Source organism: Streptomyces sp. NPDC094143, from assembly GCF_040303825.1.
Lineage (GTDB): Bacteria > Actinomycetota > Actinomycetes > Streptomycetales > Streptomycetaceae > Streptomyces.
Window position 1 is genome coordinate 193,386 of the sequence record NZ_JBEOTZ010000007.1, and the last position, 25,867, is coordinate 219,252.

Annotated in this window: 19 protein-coding genes and 1 pseudogene; 15 read left to right on the forward strand and 5 right to left on the reverse strand. The window is 73.9% G+C overall.

What is annotated here, in order from left to right:
• Positions 1 to 152: 152 nt before the first annotated feature.
• Positions 153 to 3,089: an FAD-binding and (Fe-S)-binding domain-containing protein gene (locus ABTZ58_RS12415; protein WP_351354209.1), complete on the reverse strand. Its 2,937-nt coding sequence runs from the start codon at positions 3,087 to 3,089 to the stop codon at positions 153 to 155.
• A 133-nt stretch (positions 3,090 to 3,222) separates the two neighbouring features.
• Between ABTZ58_RS12415 and serC the strand changes: the two genes are divergently transcribed.
• Entirely contained in the window at positions 3,223 to 4,341 is a 1,119-nt protein-coding gene (gene serC / locus ABTZ58_RS12420) for a phosphoserine transaminase (RefSeq protein WP_351354212.1), read from the forward strand.
• Between the two features lie 57 nt (positions 4,342 to 4,398).
• Here serC and ABTZ58_RS12425 read toward each other — a convergent pair whose 3' ends face one another.
• Complete coding sequence (locus tag ABTZ58_RS12425; RefSeq protein WP_351354215.1) at positions 4,399 to 5,271, reverse strand: NAD(P)-dependent oxidoreductase; 873 nt, start codon at positions 5,269 to 5,271, stop codon at positions 4,399 to 4,401.
• 131 nt (positions 5,272 to 5,402) lie between these two features.
• Between ABTZ58_RS12425 and ABTZ58_RS12430 the strand changes: the two genes are divergently transcribed.
• The 9 genes and pseudogenes from ABTZ58_RS12430 (at position 5,403) to ABTZ58_RS12470 (ending at position 16,610) form a co-directional block, all read left to right on the forward strand.
• On the forward strand, positions 5,403 to 6,005 hold the full coding sequence (locus ABTZ58_RS12430) for a TetR/AcrR family transcriptional regulator (RefSeq protein ID WP_351354218.1): 603 nt from the start codon (positions 5,403 to 5,405) through the stop codon (positions 6,003 to 6,005).
• A gap of 506 nt (positions 6,006 to 6,511) precedes the next feature.
• The gene (locus ABTZ58_RS12435; RefSeq protein ID WP_351354221.1) at positions 6,512 to 7,306 is read left to right on the forward strand and encodes a TIGR03084 family metal-binding protein; all 795 of its coding nucleotides are present in this window, start codon (positions 6,512 to 6,514) and stop codon (positions 7,304 to 7,306) included.
• A 62-nt stretch (positions 7,307 to 7,368) separates the two neighbouring features.
• On the forward strand, positions 7,369 to 9,039 hold the full coding sequence (locus ABTZ58_RS12440; protein WP_351354413.1) for an acyclic terpene utilization AtuA family protein: 1,671 nt from the start codon (positions 7,369 to 7,371) through the stop codon (positions 9,037 to 9,039).
• On the forward strand, positions 9,036 to 10,634 hold the full coding sequence (locus tag ABTZ58_RS12445; RefSeq protein WP_351354224.1) for an acyl-CoA carboxylase subunit beta: 1,599 nt from the start codon (positions 9,036 to 9,038) through the stop codon (positions 10,632 to 10,634). The genes ABTZ58_RS12440 and ABTZ58_RS12445 overlap by 4 nt, the downstream gene beginning before the upstream one ends.
• Positions 10,635 to 10,644: 10 nt before the next feature.
• Positions 10,645 to 12,495 carry an acetyl/propionyl/methylcrotonyl-CoA carboxylase subunit alpha gene (locus ABTZ58_RS12450; RefSeq protein ID WP_351354227.1) on the forward strand — a complete coding sequence of 617 codons (1,851 nt, stop codon included), beginning with the start codon at positions 10,645 to 10,647 and terminating at the stop codon, positions 12,493 to 12,495.
• 55 nt (positions 12,496 to 12,550) lie between these two features.
• Positions 12,551 to 13,678, forward strand: a pseudogene (locus ABTZ58_RS12455) (acyl-CoA dehydrogenase family protein).
• Between the two features lie 30 nt (positions 13,679 to 13,708).
• Positions 13,709 to 15,280 (forward strand): 4-coumarate--CoA ligase family protein, encoded by a 1,572-nt coding sequence (locus tag ABTZ58_RS12460; RefSeq protein ID WP_351354230.1) that lies wholly within the window; start codon positions 13,709 to 13,711, stop codon positions 15,278 to 15,280.
• A complete protein-coding gene (locus ABTZ58_RS12465) occupies positions 15,277 to 16,011 on the forward strand; it encodes an enoyl-CoA hydratase family protein (RefSeq protein ID WP_351354234.1) in 735 nt (244 codons plus the stop codon). Before ABTZ58_RS12460 ends, ABTZ58_RS12465 begins: the two co-directional genes overlap by 4 nt.
• Positions 15,999 to 16,610, forward strand: a complete 612-nt coding sequence (locus tag ABTZ58_RS12470) for a TetR/AcrR family transcriptional regulator (protein ID WP_351354237.1) — start codon at positions 15,999 to 16,001, stop codon at positions 16,608 to 16,610. The genes ABTZ58_RS12465 and ABTZ58_RS12470 overlap by 13 nt, the downstream gene beginning before the upstream one ends.
• 580 nt (positions 16,611 to 17,190) lie before the next feature.
• On the opposite strand, the gene pdxH is transcribed toward ABTZ58_RS12470, so the two are convergent.
• Positions 17,191 to 17,859 carry a pyridoxamine 5'-phosphate oxidase gene (gene pdxH, locus ABTZ58_RS12475; protein ID WP_351354240.1) on the reverse strand — a complete coding sequence of 223 codons (669 nt, stop codon included), beginning with the start codon at positions 17,857 to 17,859 and terminating at the stop codon, positions 17,191 to 17,193.
• A 285-nt stretch (positions 17,860 to 18,144) separates the two neighbouring features.
• Here pdxH and ABTZ58_RS12480 point away from each other — a divergent pair, with 285 nt between their 5' ends.
• Positions 18,145 to 19,245, forward strand: coding sequence for a citrate synthase 2 (locus ABTZ58_RS12480; RefSeq protein ID WP_351354243.1), 1,101 nt, complete (start codon positions 18,145 to 18,147; stop codon positions 19,243 to 19,245).
• Positions 19,246 to 19,263: 18 nt separating this feature from the next.
• On the opposite strand, the gene ABTZ58_RS12485 is transcribed toward ABTZ58_RS12480, so the two are convergent.
• Positions 19,264 to 19,770, reverse strand: a complete 507-nt coding sequence (locus ABTZ58_RS12485) for an HIT family protein (RefSeq protein WP_351354246.1) — start codon at positions 19,768 to 19,770, stop codon at positions 19,264 to 19,266.
• Positions 19,771 to 20,063: 293 nt separating this feature from the next.
• Between ABTZ58_RS12485 and ABTZ58_RS12490 the strand changes: the two genes are divergently transcribed.
• Both ABTZ58_RS12490 and ABTZ58_RS12495 read left to right on the forward strand, forming a co-directional pair.
• Positions 20,064 to 20,468, forward strand: coding sequence for a RidA family protein (locus tag ABTZ58_RS12490; RefSeq protein ID WP_351354249.1), 405 nt, complete (start codon positions 20,064 to 20,066; stop codon positions 20,466 to 20,468).
• A gap of 76 nt (positions 20,469 to 20,544) precedes the next feature.
• Positions 20,545 to 22,011, forward strand: coding sequence for a PAS domain-containing protein (locus ABTZ58_RS12495; RefSeq protein WP_351354252.1), 1,467 nt, complete (start codon positions 20,545 to 20,547; stop codon positions 22,009 to 22,011).
• Positions 22,012 to 22,417: 406 nt separating this feature from the next.
• Here ABTZ58_RS12495 and ABTZ58_RS12500 read toward each other — a convergent pair whose 3' ends face one another.
• Positions 22,418 to 23,173 carry an SIS domain-containing protein gene (locus ABTZ58_RS12500; RefSeq protein WP_351354255.1) on the reverse strand — a complete coding sequence of 252 codons (756 nt, stop codon included), beginning with the start codon at positions 23,171 to 23,173 and terminating at the stop codon, positions 22,418 to 22,420.
• 282 nt (positions 23,174 to 23,455) lie between these two features.
• Between ABTZ58_RS12500 and ABTZ58_RS12505 the strand changes: the two genes are divergently transcribed.
• Positions 23,456 to 24,148: an iron-dependent transcriptional repressor DtxR gene (locus tag ABTZ58_RS12505; RefSeq protein WP_094056948.1), complete on the forward strand. Its 693-nt coding sequence runs from the start codon at positions 23,456 to 23,458 to the stop codon at positions 24,146 to 24,148.
• Between the two features lie 602 nt (positions 24,149 to 24,750).
• Entirely contained in the window at positions 24,751 to 25,659 is a 909-nt protein-coding gene (locus tag ABTZ58_RS12510) for an alpha/beta fold hydrolase (protein WP_351354258.1), read from the forward strand.
• Positions 25,660 to 25,867: the final 208 nt, after the last annotated feature.

Genomic DNA, 25,867 nt, shown 5'->3' on the forward strand with positions numbered 1-25,867 from the left:
GTGGGTTCGTGGGTGGGGGTGGGGCGTCTGGTGCCTCGCGTGGGTTCGTGGGTGCAGGGGGGTTGTCTGGTGCCTCGCGTGGGTTCGTGGGTGGGAGGGGGGTGTCCAGTGCCTCGCGTGGGTCCGTGGGGGGGAGTGGGGCGTCCAGTGCCTCACGCGGGTTCGTCGGCGGGAGGCGAGTCGTCCAGCGCCTCCGCCAGTACCTCCGCCAGATGCCTCCCGCGCACCCCGGCCAGCTGCTCCAGCTGCGTGCGGCAGGAGAAGCCGTCCGCCAGGACCACCGCGCCCTCCGGGGCGTCCCGCACCGAGGGCAGCAGCTGCTCCTCCGCGCAGGCGGCGGACACCTCGTAGTGGCCCTTCTCGAAGCCGAAGTTGCCGGCCAGGCCGCAGCAGCCGCCGCTCAGCTCGCCGGAGAGCGAGGCGGCCGCGCGCAACCGGCGGTCGGCCGCGACGCCGAGCACCGCGTGCTGGTGGCAGTGGGTCTGGCCGGTCACCGGGCGGTCCACGCGCGGCGGCGTCCAGCCCGGGGCGTGCCGCTCCAGCACCTCCGCGAACGTGAGGACCTTCGCGGCGAGACGGGCCGCACGCGGGTCGTCGTGCAGCAGTTCGGGGGCGTCCGTGCGCAGGGCCGCCGCGCAGCTCGGCTCCAGCACCACGACCGGCGCGTCGGTCTCCAGCACCGGTTCCATCAGGTCGAGCGTGCGGCGCAGGACCGCCCGTGCGCGGTCGAGCTGCCCGGTCGAGACGTACGTCAGCCCGCAGCAGACCCGGCCCCGCCCGCGCAGCAGCGACAGCGGGTCGAGGGCGACCGTCCTGCCGTCGCCCACCGGCGGTCTGCGCAGGTGCACGGTGGGCGGCAGCGCCACCCGCAGCCCGGCCGCCTCCAGCACCCGCACGGCGGCCCGCCCCACGGCGGGGGAGAGGTGCTCGGTGAAGGTGTCGGGCCACAGCACGACCAGGTCCCCGGCCGCGTCCCCGCCCCTCGCCCCGCCCCGCCGCCGCTCCCACCACCGGCTGAACGTCCGCCGCGCCACCCGGGGAAGCCGCCGCTCGGGCGCGATCCCGGCCAGCCGCTTCACCGGCCCGGCGAACAGCCGTGTCCCCGCGAGGGCGTTCACCAGTGGGGCCGTCCGCGTCCGCGCCACCGCGCGCAGCCACACCGGCAGCCACCCCATCGCGTAGTGCGCGGCGGGGCGGCGCCGGCCGGCGTAGTGGTGGTGCAGGAACTCCGCCTTGTACGTGGCCATGTCGACCCCGACCGGGCAGTCCGACCGGCAGCCCTTGCAGGAAAGGCACAGGTCGAGCGCGTCCCGGACCTCGGCCGAGCGCCAGCCGTCCGTGACCACCTCGCCGGCGAGCATCTCGTGCAGCAGCCGGGCCCGCCCGCGCGTGGAGTGCTCCTCGGCGCCGGTCGCCCGGAAGGACGGGCACATCACCGAGGACCCGGACACCGACGCCGTACGGCACTTGGCGACCCCCACGCAGCGCCGCACCGCCGCCGTGAAGTCGCCGCCGTCGGCGGGGTAGCCGAAGGCGACGTCGACCGGCTCGCGGGGCAGGACGGAGAAGCGCAGGCCCGAGTCCAGGGGCGCGGGCCGGACGAGCATCCCGGGGTTGAGGAGATCGTCCGGGTCCCACACGGCCTTCACCCGCTCGAAGAGTCCCACCAGCTCCGGGCCGTACATCCGCGGCAGCAGCTCCGCCCGCGCCTGCCCGTCCCCGTGCTCCCCGGACAGCGAACCCCCGTGCGCCACCACCAGCTCCGCCAGCTCCTGGGAGAAGCGGCGGAAGCGGGCGACCCCGGCCTCGGTGAGGAGGTCGAAGTCGATCCGGACGTGGACGCAGCCGTCCCCGAAGTGCCCGTACGGCGTGCCGCGCAGTCCGTGGGCCGCCATCAGCGCCCGGAAGTCCCGCAGGTACGCGCCGAGCCGGGCGGGCGGCACGGCGCAGTCCTCCCACCCCGGCCAGGCCTCGGTCCCGTCGGGCATCCGCGTCGCCGTCCCGCTCGCGTCCTCCCGGATCCGCCACAGCGCGCGCTGCCCCGCCGCGTCCGTGACCACGAGGGCGTCCAGGACGTCGGCGGCCCGCACGATCGCCTCCGCACGCGCGCCTGCCTCCGCCGTCGACTCCCCGCCCGTCTCCACGAACAGCCAGGCCCCGCCCCGGGGCAGGTCCGCGGCCGACGGCACCAGGTCCGCCGCCATGCCCTCCACGGTCAGCGGCCCGAACGGCAGCAACCCGGCGGCGGCCTCCGCCGCGGCGCTCTCGTCGGCGTACGCCAGCACGGCCAGCGCACGCGCGCGTGGCGCCTCCACCAGCTGTACGACCGCCTCCGTCAGCACGCCCAGTGTGCCCTCGGAGCCGCAGAAGGAGCGGGCCACGTCGGCGCCCCGCTCGGGCAGCAGGGCGTCCAGCGCGTAACCGGAGATGCGGCGGGGCAGGTCGGGGAACCCCGTGCGCAGCCGGGCCAGTTCGCCCTCCGTGAGCGCCCGCAGGCCGTCGGGCGCCCCGGCCCAGTCCCGCCCGAGCCGCAGCCGCCGGCCGCGCGCCGTCACCACGTCCAGCTCCCGCACGCTGTCCGCGGTCGTCCCCCACGCCACCGAGTGCGAGCCGCACGAGTTGTTGCCGATCATGCCGCCGAGCGTGCACCTGCTGTGCGTGGACGGGTCCGGGCCGAAGCGCAGCCCGTGCGGGGCGGCGGCCTCCTGGAGCCGGTCGAGCACCAGACCCGGCTGCACGACGGCCGTGCGCGCCTGGGGATCCAGGGCGACCACCCGGTTCATGTACCGCGTGAAGTCCAGCACGACGCCCGTGCCCGTCGCCTGCCCGGCGATGGACGTGCCGCCGCCCCGCGGCACCACCGGCACGCCCCGCACGCGGCACACCTCCAGCACGGCCGCCACGTCGTCGGCGTCCCCCGGCGCCACCACCCCGTACGGCACGCGGCGGTAGTTCGACGCGTCCATGGTGACCAGCGCCCGGTCCAGGGCGCCGAAGCCGACGTCACCCCGGACGGCCGCGCGCAACTCGCCCTCCAGGGCCGCGAGATCCCTGGCCGTCAGCTCCGTGCCGTGCGGAAGATCCGTCATGCCTCCAGCATGCACGCGAGCACTGACAGTGACGACCCCGCGTCCGGCGGGCCAGAACGCCGACGTCCACATCCCGTCTCACCCGACGGACGACGTTTCGCCCACGTTTCTGTGAACGGCTACGCTCCCCTCCGTGGCTGAGATCCGGATTCCCTCTGACATCAAGCCCGCGGACGGACGTTTCGGCGCGGGTCCCTCCAAGGTGCGGACGGAGGCGCTGGACGCCCTCGCCGCGACCGGCACCTCCCTCATGGGCACCTCCCACCGGCAGGCTCCCGTCAAGAACCTGGTCGGCCAGGTCCGCGAGGGCATCAGCGAGCTGTTCCGGCTCCCGGACGGCTACGAGGTGGTCCTCGGCAACGGCGGGTCCACCGCGTTCTGGGACATCGCGACGCACGGCCTGATCGAGAACAAGTCGCAGCACCTGAGCTTCGGCGAGTTCTCCTCCAAGTTCGCCAAGGCCGCCAAGCTCGCCCCCTGGCTGGCCGAGCCGGACGTCGTCTCCGCCGACCCGGGCACCCACCCCGAGCCGGTCGCCGCGGCGGGCGTGGACGTCTACGCGTTCACCCACAACGAGACCTCCACCGGTGTCGCCATGCCGATCAAGCGCGTGGAAGGCGCCGACGAGGGCGCCCTGGTGCTCGTGGACGCCACCTCCGGCGCCGGCGGCCTGCCCGTCGACATCAGCGAGACGGACGTCTACTACTTCGCCCCGCAGAAGTCCTTCGCCTCCGACGGCGGCCTGTGGATCGGCGTGTTCTCCCCGGCCGCCATCGAGCGCGCCGAGCGGATCCACGCGTCCGGCCGTCACGTCCCGGAGTTCTTCTCGCTGCCCACGGCGATCGACAACTCGCGCAAGAACCAGACGTACAACACCCCGGCCCTCGCCACCCTCTTCCTGCTGAACCAGCAGCTGGAGTGGATCAACGGCCAGGGCGGCCTGGACTGGTCGGTGCGCCGCACGGCCACCTCCGCGCGAACGCTGTACGGCTGGGCCGAGGACGTGAAGTTCGCGAACCCGTTCGTCACCGACCCGGCCAAGCGCTCGCAGGTCATCGGCACGATCGACTTCACGGACGAGGTCGACGCCGCCGCCGTCGCGAAGGTGCTGCGCGCCAACGGCATCGTCGACACCGAGCCCTACCGCAAGCTCGGCCGCAACCAGCTGCGTGTCGCGATGTTCCCGGCGATCGACCCGGCGGACGTCGAGGCGCTCACCAAGTGCGTCGACTACGTGATCGAGAAGCTCTGACCTTCCCGCGTACCTGACCGAGGGCGCCCCGCCGCAGCGGGGCGCCCTCCGTCGTGTTCAGGCCGCCGCGCCCCGCCCGAACACCTCGAACAGCCGGGTCAGGCTGTCCTCCTCGTACCCCTCGGCCGCCCCCCGGCGGAACGCCTCCCGCACCGCCGCGGGCAGCGCCGGGTCCACGCCCGAGTCCCGCGTGGTGCGCACGACGTGGTCCATGCTCGCCACGGCCATCGAGATCCGCTCGACGTCACCCGTGTGCCGCCCCGCCTCGATCCGGGGCGTGTAGAAGTCGAGGAACTGGTCCATCCCGCCCAGGGTCCGCGCCGCGTACGGAGCGAACTGCGAGGCGCTGATGCCGTTGGCGTCCGCCACGGCCAGGGTGTGCAGCCAGGCGGTCAGGGAGGTCCAGAAGAGGTCCATCTGGAGCTGGTAGTACAGCGCGGCCAGGCCCGGGTCCTCGCCCCGGTAGTCGGTGCCCGTGAGGACCTTGAGCGTTTCCTCGCAGGCGTCGAAGAGCTCCCGGGGGCCGCTGTAGAAGGTGTCGGACTCCGCCGAGCCGATGCCGGAGGGCGGTGTCTGCACCCCGCCGGTGAGATGGCGCGCCCCGTGCTTGGCGGCCCAGGCGGCTCCCTCGCGGGCCCGCTCCGGGGTGTCCGAGCTGAGGTTGACCAGGACACGGCCGCGCAGGGCCGGGGCGGCGGGCTCCAGGACGGCGTACATGGCGGCGTAGTCGGTGAGGCTCAGCACCACCACCTCGTTGGCCGCCAGCGCCTCCTCGACGGTGGCGGCCCGCACCGCGCCCCGCGCGACCAGCTCGTCGGCGCGGCTCGCGGTGCGGTTCCAGACGGTGACGCGGTAACCGGCGTCCAGGTAGGCGCCGGCCATGGCGCGGCCCATGGGGCCGAGGCCGATGACGGTGACGGACGTGCTCACGAGATCCCCCTCTGCTCACGGATACGGCGACGGAAGCGAGCGCCGATCAGAAGACTAGAACGAACGCTCTATCCAGAGAGGAACCTAGCACAGTCGCTAGAGCGATCGCTCTAGCTCGCTAGAGTGGCTGCGTGAAGACCAAGGACCCGCACGACCTCGGAACCGCCGGCACCCGCGAGCGGATCGTCCGTACGGCCTCCCGCCTGATGCAGCGCCAGGGCTACGAGGGCACGGGCATCAAGCAGATCTCCCGCGAGGCCGGGGCGACGCTCGGGTCCGTCTACCACTTCTTCCCCGGCGGCAAGCAGGAGCTCGGCGCGGCGGCCGTACGGCTCGGCGACGAGGAGTTCACCGAGCTGCTGCGCGAGACGCTCGACGCGGAACCGGACCCCGAGCGGGCCCTGCTCGCCCTCACCGCCTCCCTGGCCGAGGGGCTGCGCGACTCCGACTGGCTCGACGGCTGCCCGGTCACCTCCACCGCCGTGGGCACGGCGGCCGGCGCGCCCGGCATCCAGCAGGCGGCGGCGGAGGCGTTCGCGCGCTGGCGGAAGGTGGTCGCCGAGAGGCTGGTCGCGGCCGGCTTCGCCGAGAGCGACGCCGGGGAGCTGGCGCACACGGTGATCGCGACCCTGGAGGGCGCGGAACTGGCCGCCCAGGTCGCCCGCAGCGCGACACCGCTGGAGGTGGCGGGCCGCCACCTGGCCCGGCTGGTCGCCTCCTACCGGGGCGACTGAGATTCCCGGGAGTGGTGCGCTGACCTTCCCAGCCGTGGCGGCTGACGTCCCCTGGCCGCGGGCGGCTCACCTCCCTCGCCTGTGGCGGCTGAGGTTCCCCGGCCGCGGGCGGTTCGCGTCCCTCGGCTGCTGTGGCTGACGTCCCCTGGCCGTGGCGGCTGAGGTTCCCGGCGGCGGGCGCCTTGCCCTCCGGCTGCGGTGGCTGAGGTTCCCCTGGCCGTGGCGGCTGACGTCCCCGTGGCGGCTGAGGTTTCCGGCGGCGGGCGCCTTGCCCTCCGGCTGCGGCGGCTGACGTCCCACGGCCGCGGCGCCTGACATCCCCCGACCGCGGCGGTTCACGCCCTCGGTCGCGGGCGGCTCACGTTCCCTGGCGTTCTCCGTGTCGCCGTTCGCCCGGGCCGGGCATATTTTCATGCAAGCACGCTTGATTGTTTCCAGGCTCGCTGCCATGCTCCTCAGCACGCCGCACCGCCCCGCACAACGCCGTGCCCCGAGGGGAGCGCACCGTGTCCGATTCGACGTCCGTGCTCGACGATCTGCGCGAGGAGAGCGAGGAACTCGACCGCCTCGTGGCCGGTGCGGACGCGCGACGCTGGGCGCTGCCGACTCCCGCGCCCGGCTGGACCGTGGCCCACCAGATCGCCCACCTGGCCTGGACCGACCGCTCGGCCCTGCTCGCGGTCACGGACGCCGACGGCTTCCACGTCCTGGTCGAGAAGGCCCTCGCGGCGCCGGACTCCTTCGTCGACGAGGGTGCCGAGGAGGGCGCCGCACTCCCGCCCGACGTCCTGCTCGCCCGCTGGCGCGAGGGCCGCACGGCGCTGGAGGAGGCCCTGCGCGCCGCACCGCCCAAGGCGCGCTTCCCCTGGTACGGGCCACCCATGTCGGCCGCGTCCATGGCCACGGCCCGCCTCATGGAGACCTGGGCCCACGGGCAGGACGTCGCCGACGCCCTGGCTGTGGTGCGCCCACCCACCGACCGGCTACGGCATGTGGCCTGGCTCGGGGTGCGCACCCGCGACTTCGCCTTCGGCGTGCACGGGCTGACTCCGCCCGGCGACCCCTTCCGCGTCGAACTCCGGGCGCCCTCCGGTGCCGTGTGGACGTACGGCCCCGACGACGCCGGGCAGCGCGTCACCGGTCCCGCCGTCGACTTCTGCCTCCTGGTCACCCAGCGCGCCCACCGCGACGACCTGGCCCTGCGCGCCGACGGCCCCGACGCCGACCGCTGGCTGGACATCGCGCAGGCCTTCGCGGGACCGCCGGGAAGCGGCCGCCCGCGGAGGGGAGCCGCCCCGTGACGACCTCGCGCGGCGGAACGGCGGGCATACCGACCTCTCCCACGGGCGCGGAGGGCCACCGCGTGCGCCCCCTGCGCATCGGCAACGCCTCCGGCTTCTACGGCGACCGTTTCGACGCCATGCGCGAGATGCTCACCGGCGGCGAACTCGACGTCCTCACCGGCGACTACCTCGCCGAGCTGACCATGCTCATCCTCGGCCGGGACCGGCTCAGGGACCCGGGCGCCGGATACGCCCGCACCTTCCTGCGGCAGCTGGAGGAGTGCCTCGGCCTCGCCCACGAGCGCGGCGTCCGGATCGTCACCAACGCGGGCGGGCTCAACCCGGCCGGACTCGCCGACGCCGTACGGGTGTTGGCGGACCGGCTCGGCATCCCCCTGCGGGTCGCCCATGTCGAGGGCGACGACCTCACCGCCGCCCACCCCGGGAGCCTCGCCGCCCACGCCTACCTCGGCGGCTTCGGCATCGCGGCCTGTCTGCGCGCGGGCGCCGACCTCGTGGTGACCGGGCGCGTGACGGACGCGGCCCTGGTCACCGGCCCCGCCACCGCCCACTTCGGCTGGACACCGGCGGACCACGACCGGCTCGCGGGGGCCGTCGTCGCCGGGCACGTCCTGGAGTGCGGGGCGCAGGCCACCGGCGGCAACTACGCCTTCTTCCGGGACGGCGACGCCCGCCGCCCCGGCTTCCCGCTCGCCGAGCTGCACGACGACGGGAGCTGCGTGATCACCAAGCACCCCGGAACCGGCGGTTTCGTCGACGTCGGCACGGTCACCGCACAGTTGCTCTACGAGACGACCGGTGCCCGGTACGCCGGGCCGGACGTCACCGCCCGGCTGGACACCGTGCGGCTCGTCCAGGACGGGCCGGACCGGGTGCGGATCGAGGGCGTGCGCGGGGAGGCGCCCCCGCCCACCCTCAAGGCCGGGCTCAACCGGCTCGGCGGCTTCCGCAACGAGGTCGTCTTCGTGCTCACCGGTCTCGACGTCGAGGCCAAGGCCGCCCTCGTGCGGGACCAGATGGAGCCGGTCCTGCGCGAGGTCGCCGAGGTGCGGTGGGAGTTGTCCCGCACCGACCGGCCCGACGCCGATACCGAGGAGAGCGCCAGCGCGCTGCTGCGGCTCGTCGTACGGGACCCGGACCAGCGGGCCGTGGGGCGGGCGCTGAGCGGGGCCGCGGTGGAGCTGGCGCTGGCGAGCTACCCCGGCTTCCATGTGCTGGCACCACCAGGAAAGGGCGCGCCCTATGGGGTGTTCGAGGCTGTGTACGTCCCCCATGGTGTCGTCGACCATGTGGCCGTCCTCCACGACGGACGCCGGGTCCCGGTGCCCCCACCCCACGACACCCGGGTGCTCGACGACGTCCCGGAGCCGCCCCTGCCGGAGCCGCTGCCGCCCGGGCCGTGCCGCAGGGCCCCGCTCGGGCTGGTCGCGGGGGCCCGCAGCGGCGACAAGGGCGGCAACGCCAACGTCGGCGTCTGGACCCGCACGGACGACGCCTGGCGGTGGCTGGCGCACGAACTGACCGTCGAGCGGTTCCGGGAGCTGATCCCCGAGAGCCGCTCGCTGAAGGTGACCCGGCACGTGCTGCCCCGCCTGCGCGCCCTGAACTTCGTGGTCGAGGGGATCCTCGGCCAGGGCGTCGCCGCCCAGCACCGCTTCGACCCGCAGGCCAAGGCGCTCGGCGAATGGCTGCGCTCCCGCCACCTCGACCTCCCGGAGGCCCTGCTGTGACCGTCCTGACCTCCGCGCTCGACACCACCGGCCCCGACTTCCGGGCCAACCGCGAGGCGATGCTCGCCAGGCTCGCCGAGGTCGACGCCGAGCACGCAAAGGCCCTCGCGGGCGGTGGCGAGAAGTACGTCGCGCGGCACCGGGCGCGCGGCAAACTCCTCGCCCGCGAACGCGTCGAGCTGCTCCTCGACCCCGACACGCCCTTCCTTGAGCTGTCCCCGCTGGCCGCCTGGGGCAGCGACCACACCGTCGGCGCGTCCCTGGTCACCGGCATCGGGGTCGTCGAGGGCGTCGAGTGCCTGATCACCGCCAACGACCCGACCGTGCGCGGCGGAGCGAGCAACCCCTGGTCCTTGAAGAAGGCCCTGCGCGCCAACGACATCGCCCTCGCCAACCGGCTGCCGTGCATCAGCCTGGTGGAGTCCGGCGGCGCCGACCTGCCCTCCCAGAAGGAGATCTTCATCCCCGGGGGCGCCGTCTTCCGGGACCTCACCCGGCTGTCCGCCGCCGGCATCCCGACCGTCGCGGTCGTCTTCGGCAACTCCACCGCGGGCGGCGCCTACGTCCCCGGCATGTCCGACCACGTGATCATGGTCAAGGAGCGGGCAAAGGTGTTCCTCGGCGGCCCGCCGCTGGTGAAGATGGCGACCGGCGAGGAGAGCGACGACGAGTCCCTGGGCGGCGCCGAGATGCACGCGCGCACCTCGGGCCTCGCCGACTACTTCGCCGTCGACGAGCACGACGCGCTGCGGCAGGCCCGGCGCGTGGTCGCCCGCCTCAACCACCGCAAGGCGTACGGCGATCCGGGCCCGGCCGAGCCGCCCGAGTACGACGCCGACGAGCTCCTCGGCATCGTCCCCGGCGATCTGAAGAGCCCTTTCGACCCGCGCGAGGTCGTCGCCCGCGTCGTCGACGCCTCCGACTTCGACGAGTTCAAGCCGCTGTACGGGACGAGCCTGGTCACCGGCTGGGCCGCCCTGCACGGCTATCCGGTCGGCATCCTCGCCAACGCCCGGGGGGTGCTGTTCAGCGAGGAGTCGCAGAAGGCCGCCCAGTTCATCCAGCTCGCCAACCAGCGCGACATCCCGCTGGTCTTCCTGCACAACACCACCGGCTACATGGTCGGCAAGGAGTACGAGCAGGGCGGCATCATCAAGCACGGCGCGATGATGATCAACGCCGTCAGCAACAGCCGCGTCCCCCACCTGTCGGTCCTCATGGGCGCCTCCTACGGGGCCGGCCACTACGGCATGTGCGGCCGCGCCTACGACCCCCGCTTCCTCTTCGCCTGGCCCAGCGCCAAGTCGGCCGTCATGGGCCCGCAGCAGCTCGCGGGCGTGCTGTCGATCGTCGCCCGCCAGTCCGCCGCGGCCAAGGGACAGCCGTACGACGAGGAGGCCGACGCGGCGCTGCGCGCCATGGTCGAGCAGCAGATCGAGTCCGAGTCGCTGCCGATGTTCCTGTCCGGGCGGCTCTACGACGACGGCGTCATCGACCCGCGCGACACCCGCACCGTTCTCGGCCTGTGCCTGTCCGCGATCCACACCGCCCCCTACGAGGGCGCACGCGGCGGCTTCGGCGTCTTCCGGATGTGAGGAACCCTCAGTGATCACTTCTGTGCTGGTCGCCAACCGGGGCGAGATCGCCTGCCGGGTCTTCCGCACCTGCCGCGAACTGGGCATCCGCACGGTCGCCGTGCACTCGGACGCCGACGCGAACGCCCTGCACGCGCGCGTGGCCGACGCGAGCGTCCGGCTTCCGGGGGAGGCACCCGCGGACACCTACCTGCGCGGCGACCTCATCGTGAAGGCCGCCGTCGCGGCCGGCGCGGACGCCGTGCACCCCGGCTACGGCTTCCTCTCCGAGAACGCGGACTGCGCCCGGGCCGTCCTGGACGCGGGCCTGACCTGGATCGGCCCGCCCCCGGAGGCCATCGAGGCGATGGCGTCCAAGACGCGCGCCAAGCAGCTCTTGGGCATCGAGCCGCTCACCGAGGTCACCGAGGCCGACCTGCCGGTGCTGGTGAAGGCCGCGGCGGGCGGCGGCGGCCGCGGCATGCGCGTCGTACGGCGCCTGGCGGACCTGGACGCCGAACTGGCCGCCGCGCGCGCGGAAGCGGTGAGCGCCTTCGGCGACGGCGAGGTCTTCGTCGAGCCGTACGTGGAGCGCGGCCGCCACGTCGAGGTGCAGATCCTCGCCGACACCCACGGCACCGTCTGGGCGCTCGGCACCCGCGACTGCTCCCTGCAGCGCCGCCACCAGAAGGTGATCGAGGAGGCGCCCGCCCCGGGCCTGCCCGCCGAACTCGACGCCCAGGTGCGCGCCCTGGCCGTACGGGCCGCCCGGGCGGTCGACTACGTCGGCGCCGGCACGGTCGAGTTCCTCGTCGCCGACGGCACGGCGCACTTCCTGGAGATGAACACCCGCCTGCAGGTCGAACACCCGGTGACCGAGGCCGTGTTCGGCATCGACCTGGTCGCGGAGCAGATCCGTGTCGCCGAGGGCCACCGCCTCGACCCCGAGCCGCCCCGCGCGCGGGGCCACGCCGTGGAGGCCCGGCTGTACGCCGAGGACCCCGCCCGCGACTGGTCCCCGCAGACGGGCACCCTGCACCGCCTGGCGGTCCCCGACTCGGTCCGCCTGGACACCGGCTACACGGACGGCGACACGATCGGCGTCCACTACGACCCCATGCTCGCCAAGGCCGTCGCCCACGCGCCCACCCGCGCGGAGGCCGTGCGCAAACTGGCCTCCGCCCTGGAACGGGCGGCGATCCACGGCCCCGTCACCAACCGCGACCTGCTGGTCCGCTCCCTGCGCCACCCGGAGTTCACCGCCGCCCGCATGGACACCGGCTTCTACGACCGCCACCTCGCGGCACTGACCGAGCCGGCCCCCGACCCGCACGCCCCCCTGGCCGCCGCCCTCGCCGACGCAGGCGCCCGCTCCCGCCCCGGCTTCGGCGGCTGGCGCAACGTCCCCTCACAGCCGCAGACCAAGCGCTACCTGATGGCGGGCGAGGAACACGAGGTCCGCTACCGGCACACCCGGCACGGCCTGGAGGCGGACGGGGTGCGCGTGGTGCACGCCGACGCGCGGCTGGTGATCCTCGAAGTGGACGGCGTACGGCGCCGGTTCGAGGTCTCCCGCCACGGCGACCGGGTCTACGTCGGCACCACCGCCCTCACCGCCCTGCCCCGCTTCCCCGACCCCACCACCCGGCACGCCCCCGGCTCCCTCCTGGCCCCCATGCCGGGCACGGTCGTCCGCGTCGCCGACGGCCTCACGGCGGGAGCACAGGTGAAGGCCGGCGAGCCCCTGCTCTGGCTGGAGGCGATGAAGATGCAGCACAAGATCACCGCACCGGTGACGGGAACGCTGACCGGCCTGTGCGTCGCACCGGGGCAACAGGTCGAGCCGGGCGCGCTGCTGGCTGTGGTGAAGGAAGCCTGTTAGGGGCGCGGGGAACTGCGCGACAAGCCACATCCGGACCGCACCGAAAGGACTCCCCATGGCCACCGAAGCCCACGAGGCGCTCCGAGAAGCCGTCGCCGCCCTCGGCAAGCGCCACGGCCCGGGAAGCGACCCCACCCAACTCTGGTCAGACGCGGGCAAGCTCGGATACCTCGGAGTCAACCTCCCCGAGGAGTACGCAGGCGGCGGGGGAGGAATCTCCGAACTCTCCATCGTCCTGGAGGAACTGGGCGCCGCCGGCTGCCCCCTCCTCATGCTGGTGGTCTCGCCGGCCATCTGCGGCACGGTCATAGCCCGCTTCGGCACCGATGCCCAGAAGCGGGAGTGGCTGCCCGGCCTGTCCGACGGCACCCGTCTCATGGCCTTCGGCATCACCGAACCCGACGCCGGCTCCAACTCCCACCGCATCACCACCACCGCCCGCCGCGACCGGGACACCGGAGGCTGGATCCTCACCGGCCGCAAGGTCTTCGTCTCCGGCGTCGACATCGCGGACGCCACCCTGATCGTCGGCCGCACCGAGGACGCCCGCACCGGCCGCCTCAAGCCCTGCCTGTTCATCGTGGCGCGCGAGACCCCCGGCTTCACGCGCCGCCCCATCGACATGGAACTCGACGCCGCCGAGAAGCAGTTCGAGCTGGTCCTGGACGACGTACGGCTGCCCGCCGACGCGCTCGTCGGCGACGAGGACGCCGGTCTGCTCCAGCTGTTCGCCGGCCTCAACCCCGAGCGGATCATGACGGCCGCCTTCGCGATCGGCATGGGCCGGTACGCCCTCGGCAAGGCCGTCGCGTACGCCCGCGACCGCACCGTCTGAAACGCCCCCATCGGCGCCCACCAGGCCATCGCCCACCCCCTCGCCCAGGCGCACATCGACCTCGAACTGGCCCGCCTGATGATGCAGAAGGCCGCCGCCCTCTACGACGCCGGGGACGACGTGGGCGCCGGGGAAGCCGCCAACATGGCCAAGTACGCGGCCGGGGAGGCCTGTGTGAAGGCCGTCGACCAGGCTGTGCACACCCTCGGCGGCAACGGCCTGACCCGCGAGTACGGCCTGGCGCGGCTGATAACGGCAGCGCGCGTGGCTCGTATCGCGCCGGTGAGCCGGGAGATGATTCTCAACTACGTCTCGCACCAGACCCTGGGCCTGCCCAAGTCGTACTGAGACGACCCGCGCCGCGAGGAGGAACCAGCCATGTTCCGCAGCGAGTACGCAGACGTCCCGCCCGTCGACCTCCCCATCCACGACGCCGTGCTGGCCCGGGCCGCCGAGTTCGGCGACATCCCGGCCCTGATCGACGGCACCGACGGCACCACCCTCTCGTACGAGCAGGTGGACCGGTTCCACCGGCGCGTCGCCGCCGCCCTCGCCGAGGCCGGGGTCCGCAAGGGCGACGTCCTCGCCCTGCACAGCCCCAACACCGTCGCCTTCCCGACCGCGTTCTACGCCGCCACGCGCGCGGGCGCCACCGTCACCACCGTGCACCCGCTCGCCACCGCCCAGGAGTTCGCCAAGCAGCTCACCGACTGCGCCGCTCGCTGGATCATCACCGTCTCACCGCTGCTGGACATCGCCCGCCGGGCCGCCGAACTCGCGGGCGGCGTACGCGAGATCTTCGTGTGCGACAGCGCGACCGGCCACCGCTCCCTGATCGACATGCTGGGCACCACCGCCCCCGAGCCCGACGTCGCCATCGACCCCGCCGAGGACGTGGCCGCCCTGCCGTACTCCTCCGGCACCACCGGCACGCCCAAGGGCGTGATGCTCACCCACCGGCAGATCGCCACCAACCTCGCCCAGCTCCACCCGGCCATCCCGGCCGGCCCGGGCGACCGCGTCCTGGCGGTGCTGCCCTTCTTCCACATCTACGGCCTCACGGCCCTGATGAACGCCCCGCTGCGCCAGGGCGCCACCGTCGTCGTCCTGCCCCGCTTCGACCTGGAGCAGTTCCTCGCGGCGATCCAGAACCACCGCATCACCGCCCTCTACGTGGCCCCGCCCATCGTCCTGGCCCTCGCCAAGCACCCGGCCGTCACCCGGTACGACCTGTCGTCCCTGAAGTACATCGTCAGCGCCGCCGCGCCCCTGGACGCCCGGCTCGCCGCCGCCTGCTCCGCCCGCCTCGGTCTGCCGCCCGTCGGCCAGGCCTACGGCATGACCGAACTCTCGCCGGGCACCCACGTGGTCCCCCTGGACGCCATGCGCGACGCCCCGCCCGGCACCGTCGGCAAGCTCGTCGCCGGCACCGAGATGCGCATCGTCTCCCTCGACGACCCGGCCAGGGACCTGCCCGCGGGCGAGTCGGGCGAGATCCTCATCCGCGGCCCCCAGATCATGAAGGGCTACCTCGGCCGCCCCGACGCCACCGCCGCGATGATCGACACCGACGGCTGGCTGCACACCGGGGACGTCGGCCACGTCGACGGTGGGGGAGGCTGGCTGTTCGTCGTCGACCGGGTGAAGGAACTGATCAAGTACAAGGGCTTCCAGGTCGCCCCGGCCGAACTGGAGGCGCTCCTGCTCACCCACCCCGGGATCGCCGACGCCGCCGTCATCGGCAGCCACGACGACGACGGCAACGAGGTCCCGCACGCCCACGTCGTCCGCCAGCCGGCCGCCGCCGCTCTCTCCGCCGGGGAGATCATGACGTACGTCGCCGAACGCGTGGCCCCCTACAAGCGGATACGCCGGGTCACTTTCATCGACGGCGTCCCCCGGGCGGCCTCCGGAAAGATCCTCCGCCGACAGCTCCGGGAGAGCGCATGACCCTGATCGCCCGCACCCGCGCCCGGGCCGTCGAGACCCTCGCGCTCGACGCGCCGGAGCACCGCAACGCCCTGTCGGCGGCCCTGGTCGGCGAACTGGCCGACGCGCTCGCGGACGCCGGCGAGGACACCGGCGTCCGCGCGGTCGTGCTCACCCACACCGGCACCACCTTCAGCGCCGGCGCCGACCTCAAGGACCCGCCCGCCCCCGAGGCGCTGGTCGCCCTGCTGCGCCGGATCGTCGAACTGCCCAAACCGGTCGTCGCCCGGGTCACCGGTCACGTCCGCGCGGGCGGCCTCGGCCTGCTGGCGGCCTGCGACATCGCGGTCGCCTCCACCACGGCCACCTTCGCCTTCACGGAGGTCCGTATCGGTGTCGCCCCCGCGGTCATCTCCCTGCCGCTGCTGCCCCGCACGAACCCGCGCGCCCTGTCCCGCCACTACCTCACCGGCGAGCGCTTCGACGCCGCGGAGGCGACCGCGGCGGGCCTGCTCACCGCCCACGCCGACGATGTCGACGCCGCCCTTGCCCCGGTCCTCGACGGTCTGCGCAAAGCCGCCCCCGACGCCCTGGCCGAGACGAAACGGCTGCTCACGGCTAGGGTGCTGGAAGCCTTCGACCGGGACGCGGCCGACCTGACCGCGCTCTCGGCCCGGCTGTTCGCCTCCCCGCAGGCACGCGAGGGGATGACGGCCTTCCTCGAACGACGGGATCCGGCATGGGTGGTGTGAGCACGGCCGACCGTGCGGAGAGAGTCCCCAAGCAGGACCGCAGCCGGGTCACCCGGCAGCGGCTCCTGGAAGCGGCCGTGGCCTGCCTCGCCGAGCACGGCTGGGCCGGTTCCACCGTCTCCGTCGTCGCCGAACGGGCCGGCGTCTCCCGCGGCGCCGCCCAGCACCACTTCCCGACCCGCGAGGACCTCTTCACGGCGGCCGTGGAGTACGTCGCCGAGGAACGCTCCACCGCCCTGCGCGCCCTCTTCCCCGAGGGCGCGCACGGGGACCGGCACGCCGTCGTGGCCGCCCTGGTCGACCTCTACACCGGCCCGCTGTTCCGCGCCGCCCTGCACCTGTGGGTCGCCGCCTCCGACGAGGAGCAGCTCCGCCCCCGCGTCACCGAGCTGGAATCCCGCGTCGGCCGCGAGACCCACCGCATAGCCGTCGACCTCCTCGCCGCCGACGAATCCGTCCCCGGCGTGCGCGAGACGGTCCAGGGCCTGCTCGACATGGCCCGCGGCCTGGGCCTCGCCAACCTCCTCACCGACGACGCGGCCCGCCGCGAACGGGTGGTCGCCCAGTGGGCGCGACTGCTGGACGAGGCTCTGGGCTGAGCGTGGGGGACCGCTTCCAAACGATCGTCGACCTCGACGCGACGCCGCCGGACGCCGAGCCCCTCGCCCGTCGGGCCGTGGAGTGGCTCACGGCGGAGGGCGTCGTCCTCGCCGAGCGCACGCGGTGCGTCCCCGGGCCGTCCCTCGGGCATCCGCCCGGCCCCCACTGGGAGCGGGCCGTGACGGACGACTGGGACCACGACCCCTGGGACGGCCTCGCCGTCCACACCCGCCGTACGGGCTTCACCAGCGGCGCGGACCTGCCCGGCGCGGCCGTGTGCCCGCACTGCGCCGCCGCCACGCCCCTGGACGAGGAGACCTGGTCCCGCTTCTCCGCCGCCCTGCGGACCTGGCACGACGACGGTGCCGCGTCCCCGGCCTGCCCCGCCTGCGCCACGGCCGTCGCCGTCCCCGACTGGCAGTGGGACGAGGCGCCCCTGGCCTTCGGGCACCTGGCGCTCGAGTTCTGGAACTGGCCCGACCTCACGGAGCGCTTCCGCACCCGCTTTTCGGCTCTGCTGGAGGGCCACCGGACGGCGTTCGTGTGGGAGACCTCTGAAGCGCGGGGGCGGGCGTCGCCTCAGGGGCTGAGCCGCTCCACCCGCCAGCTGCCGTCCGGCTGTTCCACGTACCTGAGCCGGTCGTGCAGCCGGTTCTCGCGGCCCTGCCAGAACTCCACCGTCTGCGGCGCCACCCGGAAGCCGCCCCAGTGCGGCGGCACGGGCACCTGCTCGCCCTCCGGGTAGCGGGCCGCCAGTTCGGCGTAGGCGCCGTCGATGTCGGCCCGGGTGGAGATCACCGAGGACTGGGCGCTGGCCCACGCCCCGAGCTGCGAGCCGTGCGGGCGGGTGCGGAAGTAGGCGGCCGTCTCGTCCCGGCCGGTGCGCCGCGCGACGCCCGAGACGATGACCTGGCGGGCCATGGGATGCCAGGGGAACAGCAGGGAGACGTACGGGTTCGCCGCCAGGTCGCGGGCCTTGCGGGAGTCGTAGTTGGTGTAGAAGACGAAGCCCTGCTCGTCGAAGTGCTTCAGCAGGACCGTACGGGAGCTGGGCCGGCCCTCGGCGTCGGCGGTCGAGACGATCATGGCGTTCGGTTCGAAGAGCCCGCCGTCCGTCGCGGCCTGTTTGAACCAGCGCGCGAACTGCTCGACGGGCGTGGCGGCCAGCTCGTTCTCGGAGAGGCCCTCCGCCCGGTACTGCTTGCGCATCGAGGCCAGATCGAAGGGGACGTCGTCGCGGTCGGTCACCCGGTCATCTTGCCGTACGGACGGTGTCCTTCGTCACTGCATGGCACTGAGTGCCGCGACCCCTCCCCAACCCTGGCACTCGGAGATATCGTTTCCGTGCCGTCGCGGTTGGGTGACCGCCGACCGTACGGGGCATCACAGGTGCAGCCGGCCAGGACCGCGAGTCGCCGCAGACGACCGTGGATCCTCTGGACGGCCGCCCGCTTCGCCAGCTGACTGACACATGGTCCGTACGCCCCACCCCACAGCACACCGTCTGTCGCTTACCTCACGAGGAGCCGCCTGATGTCCGACTTCGTACCCGGACTCGAGGGAGTCGTCGCGTTCGAGACGGAGATCGCCGAACCGGATAAGGAGGGCGGCGCACTCCGGTACCGGGGCGTCGACATCGAGGACCTGGTCGGCCACGTCTCCTTCGGCAACGTATGGGGCCTGCTCGTCGACGGTGCCTTCAATCCGGGGCTGCCCCCCGCCGAGCCGTTCCCCATCCCCGTCCACTCCGGCGACATCCGTGTCGACGTCCAGTCCGCGCTGGCGATGCTGGCACCGGTCTGGGGTCTCAGGCCGCTGCTCGACATCGACGCCGAAGAGGCCCGCGAGGACCTGGCCCGGGCGGCCGTCATGGCGCTGTCGTACGTGGCCCAGTCGGCCCGCGGGCAGGGCCTGCCCATGGTGCCGCAGCGGGAGATCGACAAGGCGCAGTCCGTCGTCGAGCGCTTCATGATCCGCTGGCGGGGCGAGCCCGACCCGAAGCACGTGGCGGCGGTGGACGCCTACTGGACGAGCGCCGCCGAGCACGGCATGAACGCCTCCACGTTCACGGCCCGGGTCATCGCCTCGACCGGCGCGGACGTCGCCGCCGCGCTGTCCGGCGCGGTGGGGGCCATGTCGGGCCCGCTGCACGGCGGTGCCCCGTCCCGGGTCCTGCACATGATCGAGGAGATCGAACGCACGGGCGACGCGGAGGCCTACGTCAGGCAGACCCTCGACAAGGGCGAGCGCCTCATGGGCTTCGGGCACCGCGTCTACCGCGCCGAGGACCCGAGGGCGAGGGTCCTGCGCCGCACGGCCCGCGAACTGGGCGCCCCCCGCTTCGAGGTCGCCGAGGCCCTGGAGAAGGCGGCCCTGGCGGAGCTCCACGCCCGCCGCCCCGACCGGGTCCTCGCCACCAACGTGGAGTTCTGGGCGGCCATCGTCCTGGACTTCGCCGAGGTCCCGGCGCACATGTTCACGTCCATGTTCACCTGCGCCCGCACGGCCGGCTGGTCCGCCCACATCCTGGAACAGAAGCGCACGGGCCGCCTGGTCCGCCCCTCGGCCCGCTACGTCGGCCCGGGCAGCCGCAGCCCCCACGAGATCGAGGGCTACGACGACATCGCCCACTGACCCGTCCCACCCGCGGCCTCACCCGTCCCCGGGTGAGGCCGCCGCCGCGCCCGGCCCCGCGAGCCGGTCCAGCTCCTCCCCGATGGCCTGCCGCAGCGGCTCGTGCCGCGCCCCGAGGGCGTACCGCTCCTCGGTCCACATCCCCCGCGGGTAGAGCCACACGGGCAGCCGGACGCGCTCGGGAGGCTCCCAGTCGTACCGCGGCCACACGTGCGCGTGCAGGAAACCCTCGGCGTTGCCGAGGATCTCCAGGTTCACCCGCCGGAACCCCGGATCCGCCCGCCGGCAGGCCCGCTCGACGGCTTCCCCGAGCCGGTCCATGCCGTCCAGGAACGCCAGCCGCCTCCCCCGGGGGAGCTCGGACAGCCGCCGCACCGCCGGGTCGTCGGTGAGCAGCACCGAGTACCCCGGCAGGAACTGCACGTCGCCGATCGCCGCGAACCCGGCCTCCAGCCGCCGCAGGACGGTCGGATTCTCGCCCCGCAGGGCGCTGCCCACCCGGTCCCGGTGCCATGTACCCGGCACGATCGTCCTCCCCGAGAACGCAGACGACCCGCGAGTCTGGGTCCTCCGGAGGAGGAGCCGGCCGGACGTACCGGCGACTCGCGGGTCGGGTGACTGCCTGAGATTGGGCCGGCTGCACGCGTCGCTCACGCGCTGGCTCGGCACCGCACCGAGTGTGGTGTCGGGCCGCTAGCCCGCAGCCACCTCACGCGTCCGGTTTCCATACATCTGCCGAACCACCTCCTCTCTCGTGTACCTGAACCCTAGGAAACCGTTCCGGCTCGCATCAACCGTTTTTCTGAGACCTTGACTCCATGACGCGACGGCAGGCGATTCTCAGCGGTTCGGTGTTCGAGGAGCGGATCGGCTATGCCCGGGCCGTGGTGGACGAAGACCGGGTCCACGTGTCCGGCACGACGGGGTTCGACTACGCGACGATGACGATCTCCGAGGACGTGGTGGAGCAGGCCGAGCAGTGCCTGCGGAACATCGGGGACGCGCTCGGCAAGGCCGGCTGCTCGTTCGCGGATGTCGTGCGCGTGCGGTACCTGCTGCCCGACCGGGCGGACTTCGAGCCGTGCTGGCCGGTGCTGCGCGCGTGCTTCGGTGAGGTGCGGCCGGCCGCGACGATGCTGGTGTGCGGCCTGGCCGACCCCCGGATGAAGATCGAGATCGAGGTGGACGCGCGCCGGGGCAGCGGTGGTGTCACGGGCCGTTGACGTGGGCATTGCCCGCGTACCACGATTCCTTCAATGTTGTGGGAACTCGGTGTGCGCCGGGTCACGTTCCAGTTGAATGAGGGCAAGGAGCCAACCGGCGTGCCGTACGTGCGGACGCAGCCTGCAGGGGGTCCAGGTGAGTGCTTCCCGGCGTAGTGGGACCACCGACGAGCTGGGGCCGGACGAGCCCGGGCGGGACGGTGCGGATGGTTCGGATCTGCTCGCCGCGCTGCTGGACGGGATGGACGCGGCGCTGTGCGCCTTCGACGCCGACGGTGTCGTCACGCACTGGAACCGCGAGGCCGAGCGGATCCTCGGCTGGAGCGCGCAGGAAGCCGTCGGCAAGCGGGGCCTGGCCGGCTGGGCGGTGCGCAGCGCGGACGCCGAGGAGGTCGAGGAGCGGCTGCTGTCGGCCATGCACGCCCCGGGCCGGCAGGTGCACGAGTTCGCGTTGCTGACGAAGGACGGCGGGCGGGTGCTCGTGCGGACGCAGTCGGCGGCCGTGCGCGGCCCCGACGGAAAGCCGGCGGGGGTGTACTGCGCGTTCAGCGAGGTGCACGCGCAGATCGATCTGGAGCGCTCGATCGCGCTGAGCGAGGCGCTGTTCGAGGACGCAGGCTGGGGCGTCGTCCTGGTCGACGTCGACCTGCGGCCCGCCGTGGTGAACGCGCACGCGGCCCGGGCGCTGGGCACGGGCCGTACGTCGGTGCTCGGGCGGCCGCTCGGGGAGCTGCTCTCGCAGGGTGTGGAAGAGCTGGAGAGCGCGCTGCAGCACGTGCTGGCGGAGGGCGCGCCGCCGGCGCCGGCCGAGGTGTGGGTGAGTGTGCGCACGCCGGAGGGGGAGCGGCGGCGGTGCTGGCGCAGCGGTTTCGTGCGGCTGGCCTCACCCCTCGCGGAGGAGCCGGTTCCCCTGGGTGTGGGCTGGCTGTTCCAGGACGTGACGGAGGCCAGGCAGAACGAGCAGGAGGCGTCGCTGCTGAGGTTCCGCGCGCAGCAGCTGCACCGGGCGTCGCGGGCGGCCGCCGAGTGCGAGGACCCGGCGGAGGCGGCGACGGTCCACCTGGACTTCGCCCTGGCCGGGTTCGCCGACCACGGGCTGATCGACCGGGTGGCCGGTGGCGCGCTGACCGACCCGGAGGCCGACGGCCCGGTCCGGCTGGTGCGGGTCGCGGCCACGCCGTCCGGCGCTCCGGGGCCGAGCAGGCTCGCGGGCCGGTCGGGGCTGCCCGTGCGCTACCCGGAGGGCCACCCGGCCGTGCAGTGCGTGGAGCGGACGGGGGCGCTGCGGGCGAGCGCGGGTGCCGCGCCGCCCGACCGGGCCCGCGCGTGGGCGCTGGCGCGGCAGTGGCCGCCGGACGCGGTGCACGCCCTGTGCGCGGTGCTGCGCAGCAGGGGGCGCACGCTGGGTGTCGTGACGTTTCTGCGGGGGGCGGGCCGCAGCGCGTTCGAGCGCTCCGACGCGATGTACGCGGAGGACGTGGCGGTACGCATCGCAGCGGCACTGGACCTGGTCGACCTGACGGGCCCACCGGAGAACAGCTGACCGTCCACCGGCCCCGGGCCGCCCCGCCCGGGACAGGCGGCGGGGACCCGGACGAGTGGGGACCCAGGGCATGTGCAGCTCGAGCAGGCCGGAGCGGAGAACACCGGCCCGCCCCGGCCGGGATCGCCGGCGTCGGCCTGGACCGGGCGGGACGGGGGAGCAGGTGTGAACCGACCGGGCCGGGGCGGCGCAGCCCGACCAGGCCCGGTCTGCCCACGCGTGCGGCCCGGCCGGACAGGAGGCGCCGGTTCGAACCGGCCCGGGTCTGCCTCAGGCCTGGTCGGCCGGGACCGGCCAGACCCGCCTCGACTCGTTGCAGACCCCCGTCTGCCGGGCTCCCGGCCGGACCGGCCGGCCCGGGCCCGCCGCAAGCCCGGTCGGTCCGCCCCTGGCGGTTCGGCGCCGGTCAGTGGCGGTAGAAGATGCGGTCCCGGTACCGCTCCATCACCTGGGCGTTCCAGTCGTGTCCCCCGTCGACGTTGCCGGAGCGCAGCAGCGGCGGCTCGATGCCGCGGTCCGCGAGGGTCGTCGCGGTCGTGGCCATGACCGCCTGGAGGAGGGCCGAGGTGACGACCGTGGAGGCGGGGGCGAACGGCGCGGGCACCTTGTCGTGGGTGAGTTCCGCGTCGCCGACCGCGATCTTCGAGTCGAGGACGAGGTCGCAGTGGTCCTTCAGGTACGTGCCCGAGGCGTGCCGGGACCTGGTCTGCGAGGCGTACGCCACCGATGTCACGCCGATGACCTGCACGCCCAGGGCACGCGCGTGCAGGGCCATCTCCACGGGCAGCGCGTTGCGCCCGGAGAGGGAGATGATCAGCAGGGCGTCGCCCGCGCGGAGCGGGGAGTTGTCGAGCACGGCGCTCGCGAGGCCGTCGACGCGTTCCAGGGCGGAGCCGAGCGGTGCGGGCATGACGTCGACGCCGACGACACCGGGCACGGCGAGGAGGTTCATCAGGGCGAGTCCGCCGGCGCGGTAGACGAGGTCCTGCGCGGCGAGGGAGGAGTGCCCGGCGCCGAACGCGAAGAGCCGGCCGCCGTTCTCGACGGTGTCGGCCAGGAGCGTCCCGGCGGCCGCGATGCTGTCGGCCTCCTCGTCGCGGACCCGCCGCAGCAGGTCGATCGCGGCATCGAGGAACTGGCCGGCCGGCGCGCGGTCGCTCATACGGGATCCCCTTCAGACGGGCCTCACGGCTTGTGCCGCGCATCACGGTGCGGTCTGGACCAGTGCGGTGTCAATACGGCCGTGGAAGCCGCGCCGCGGGGCGGCCCGGAGCGGCGCGCAGGTCCCGAAGCGGAAGTCCGTACCCTGCTCCGGGGCCCGGTAATCCCCCGCTTTCCCGCCCACGGCACGGTTGTCGGTGGTATCCGGCAGAATTGGGTGCAGGGCCAGCGCACACGCCGGTGAGCCGTCCAGCCTCCGGCAGATCTCATTCGAGGGGCACGTATGTCCGGACTGATCGACACCACGGAGATGTATCTCCGCACCATCCTCGAGCTGGAGGAAGAGGGTGTGGTCCCCATGCGCGCCCGTATCGCCGAGCGGCTCGACCAGAGCGGCCCGACGGTGAGCCAGACCGTGGCGCGGATGGAGCGCGACGGCCTGGTGTCCGTCGCGACCGACCGGCACCTGGAGCTCACGGACGAGGGCCGCCGCCTCGCCACGCGCGTGATGCGCAAGCACCGTCTCGCCGAGTGTCTGCTGGTCGACGTGATCGGTCTGGAGTGGGAGCAGGTCCACGCCGAGGCGTGCCGTTGGGAGCACGTGATGAGCGAGGCCGTGGAGCGCCGCGTCCTGGAGCTGCTGCGGCACCCGACGGAGTCGCCCTACGGCAACCCGATCCCGGGCCTTGAGGAGCTGGGCGAGAAGGACGGCGCCGATCCGTTCCTGGACGAGGGCATGGTGTCGCTGGCCAGCCTCGACCCGGGCACGGAGGGCAAGACGGTCGTGGTGCGCCGGATCGGCGAGCCGATCCAGACGGACGCGCAGCTGATGTACACGCTGCGGCGGGCGGGCGTGCAGCCCGGCTCGGTGGTGAGCGTGACCGAGTCGGCGGGCGGTGTGCTGGTGGGCAGCGGCGGCGAGGCGGCCGAGCTGGAGTCGGACGTGGCCTCCCACGTGTTCGTCGCCAAGCCCTGAGCCGGCCGGCGGCTCACGGGGGTGTCCGGTCCGGCCGGTCGGGACGGCCCGGTGTCACGGCCGTTGCGGCAGGGGTGCGTGTGGTGGTGGCGTGATCCGTGCCGCATCCCGGATCCAGTCCGTCGAATGGCAGCGCTCGCCCGCTTCCCGTGCGACGCTGTCGCGTGGGGCATATGACCTGAGGGCTCTTGGCCGTGGCCTGACAGCGATGTCGCCCGGCCGGGGAGGGGGCGGGAGGATGTGCCGTTCGGACGGAGAGGGCCCCGGCGCCGCATGGCGCCGGGGCCTGTCCTCCCCCGTGCTGACCCGGAGCCCCGAGCTCTCAGGGTCATCCCCCGCGGACCGGTTTCCCCGAGCGGTCCGCCTCCCGCTGAAGATCTCCCCGCGACGGCGGCGATCAATCCCCGAGGGCGGTCACTCGAACGAGGGGTGTTGCCCGCGAGAACCGCATCTTCGAAAGCGCATTCGATAGTCTGCGGGCGACGCAGGGCCCGGGTTCACCACGGGCCCGGCACGACAGGCACGGCAGGCAGAACACGGTTCACAGGACCGTCCGGCCGGACAGGGCCGCGGTCCGCGCGAAGCTTGGGGGGTGCCAGGACATGGTGCGACGCATCGACGTGACCGGGACGGACGGCGTACGCCTCGCGGCCTGGGAGTTCGGCGACCCGCCCAAGACCGACCCGGCGCAGGACGGGCCGGACGCGGGGGACGGGCACGGCGGGCGCACCGGGGCGGACGGTTCCCCGGGCGTGCTGTTACTGCACGGCCTCATGGGCCGTGCCTCGCACTGGGCGCCCACCGCCCGGTGGCTCTCCGGCCGGTACCGCGCGGTCGCCCTCGACCAGCGCGGCCACGGCCGCAGCGACAAGCCCCCGCAGGGTGCCTTCACCCGGGACGCCTACGTCGACGACGCCGAGGCCGCCCTGGAGCAGCTCGGCCTCGCCCCGGTCGTCCTCATCGGCCATGCCATGGGCGCGCTCACCGCCTGGCAGCTCGCCGCCCGGCGCCCGGACCTGGTCCGCGGGCTGATCATCTGCGACATGCGGGCCTCCGCGCTCGGCGCCGCGTCGCAGCGCGAGTGGGCCCAGTGGTTCGAGTCCTGGCCGCTGCCGTTCGCCACGCTCGCCGACGTCCGCAAGTGGTTCGGCGAGGACGACCCCTGGGTGGAGCGGCCCAACCCGGCGCGCGGCGAGTTCTACGCCGAGGTGATGACCGAGTCCCCGGACGGCTGGCGCCCCGTCTTCGAGCCGGAGCAGATGCTCCGCTCCCGCGAGACCTGGGTGTACGACGCGCACTGGGAGGAACTGGCCCAGGTCCGGTGCCCCGCCCTGGTGGTGCGCGGCCTCGACGGCGAGCTGGGCCGCGCCGAGGCCCAGGAGATGGTCCGGGTCCTGCCCCGCGGCCAGTACGCGGAGGTCGCCGACGCCGGCCACCTGGTCCACTACGACCAGCCGGAGGCCTGGCGCGCGGCCATCGAGCCGTTCCTGGACTCGCTCGGCGACGACTGAGACCGGCCGACGACCGGCCGTCAGGCGCTCTGCCGGGCCTGGCCCTGGTCGTGGACCGTGCTCGGCACGCGCCCCGGCCCTGGTCGCGGACCCGCCCGTCGGGCGCTCCGCACGCGCCCGGCCCTGGACGCCGACCCGGCCCTCGGGCGCTCCGCACGCGCGGACCCGGCCCTCGGGTGCTCCGCACGCGCCCCGGCCCCGGTCACGG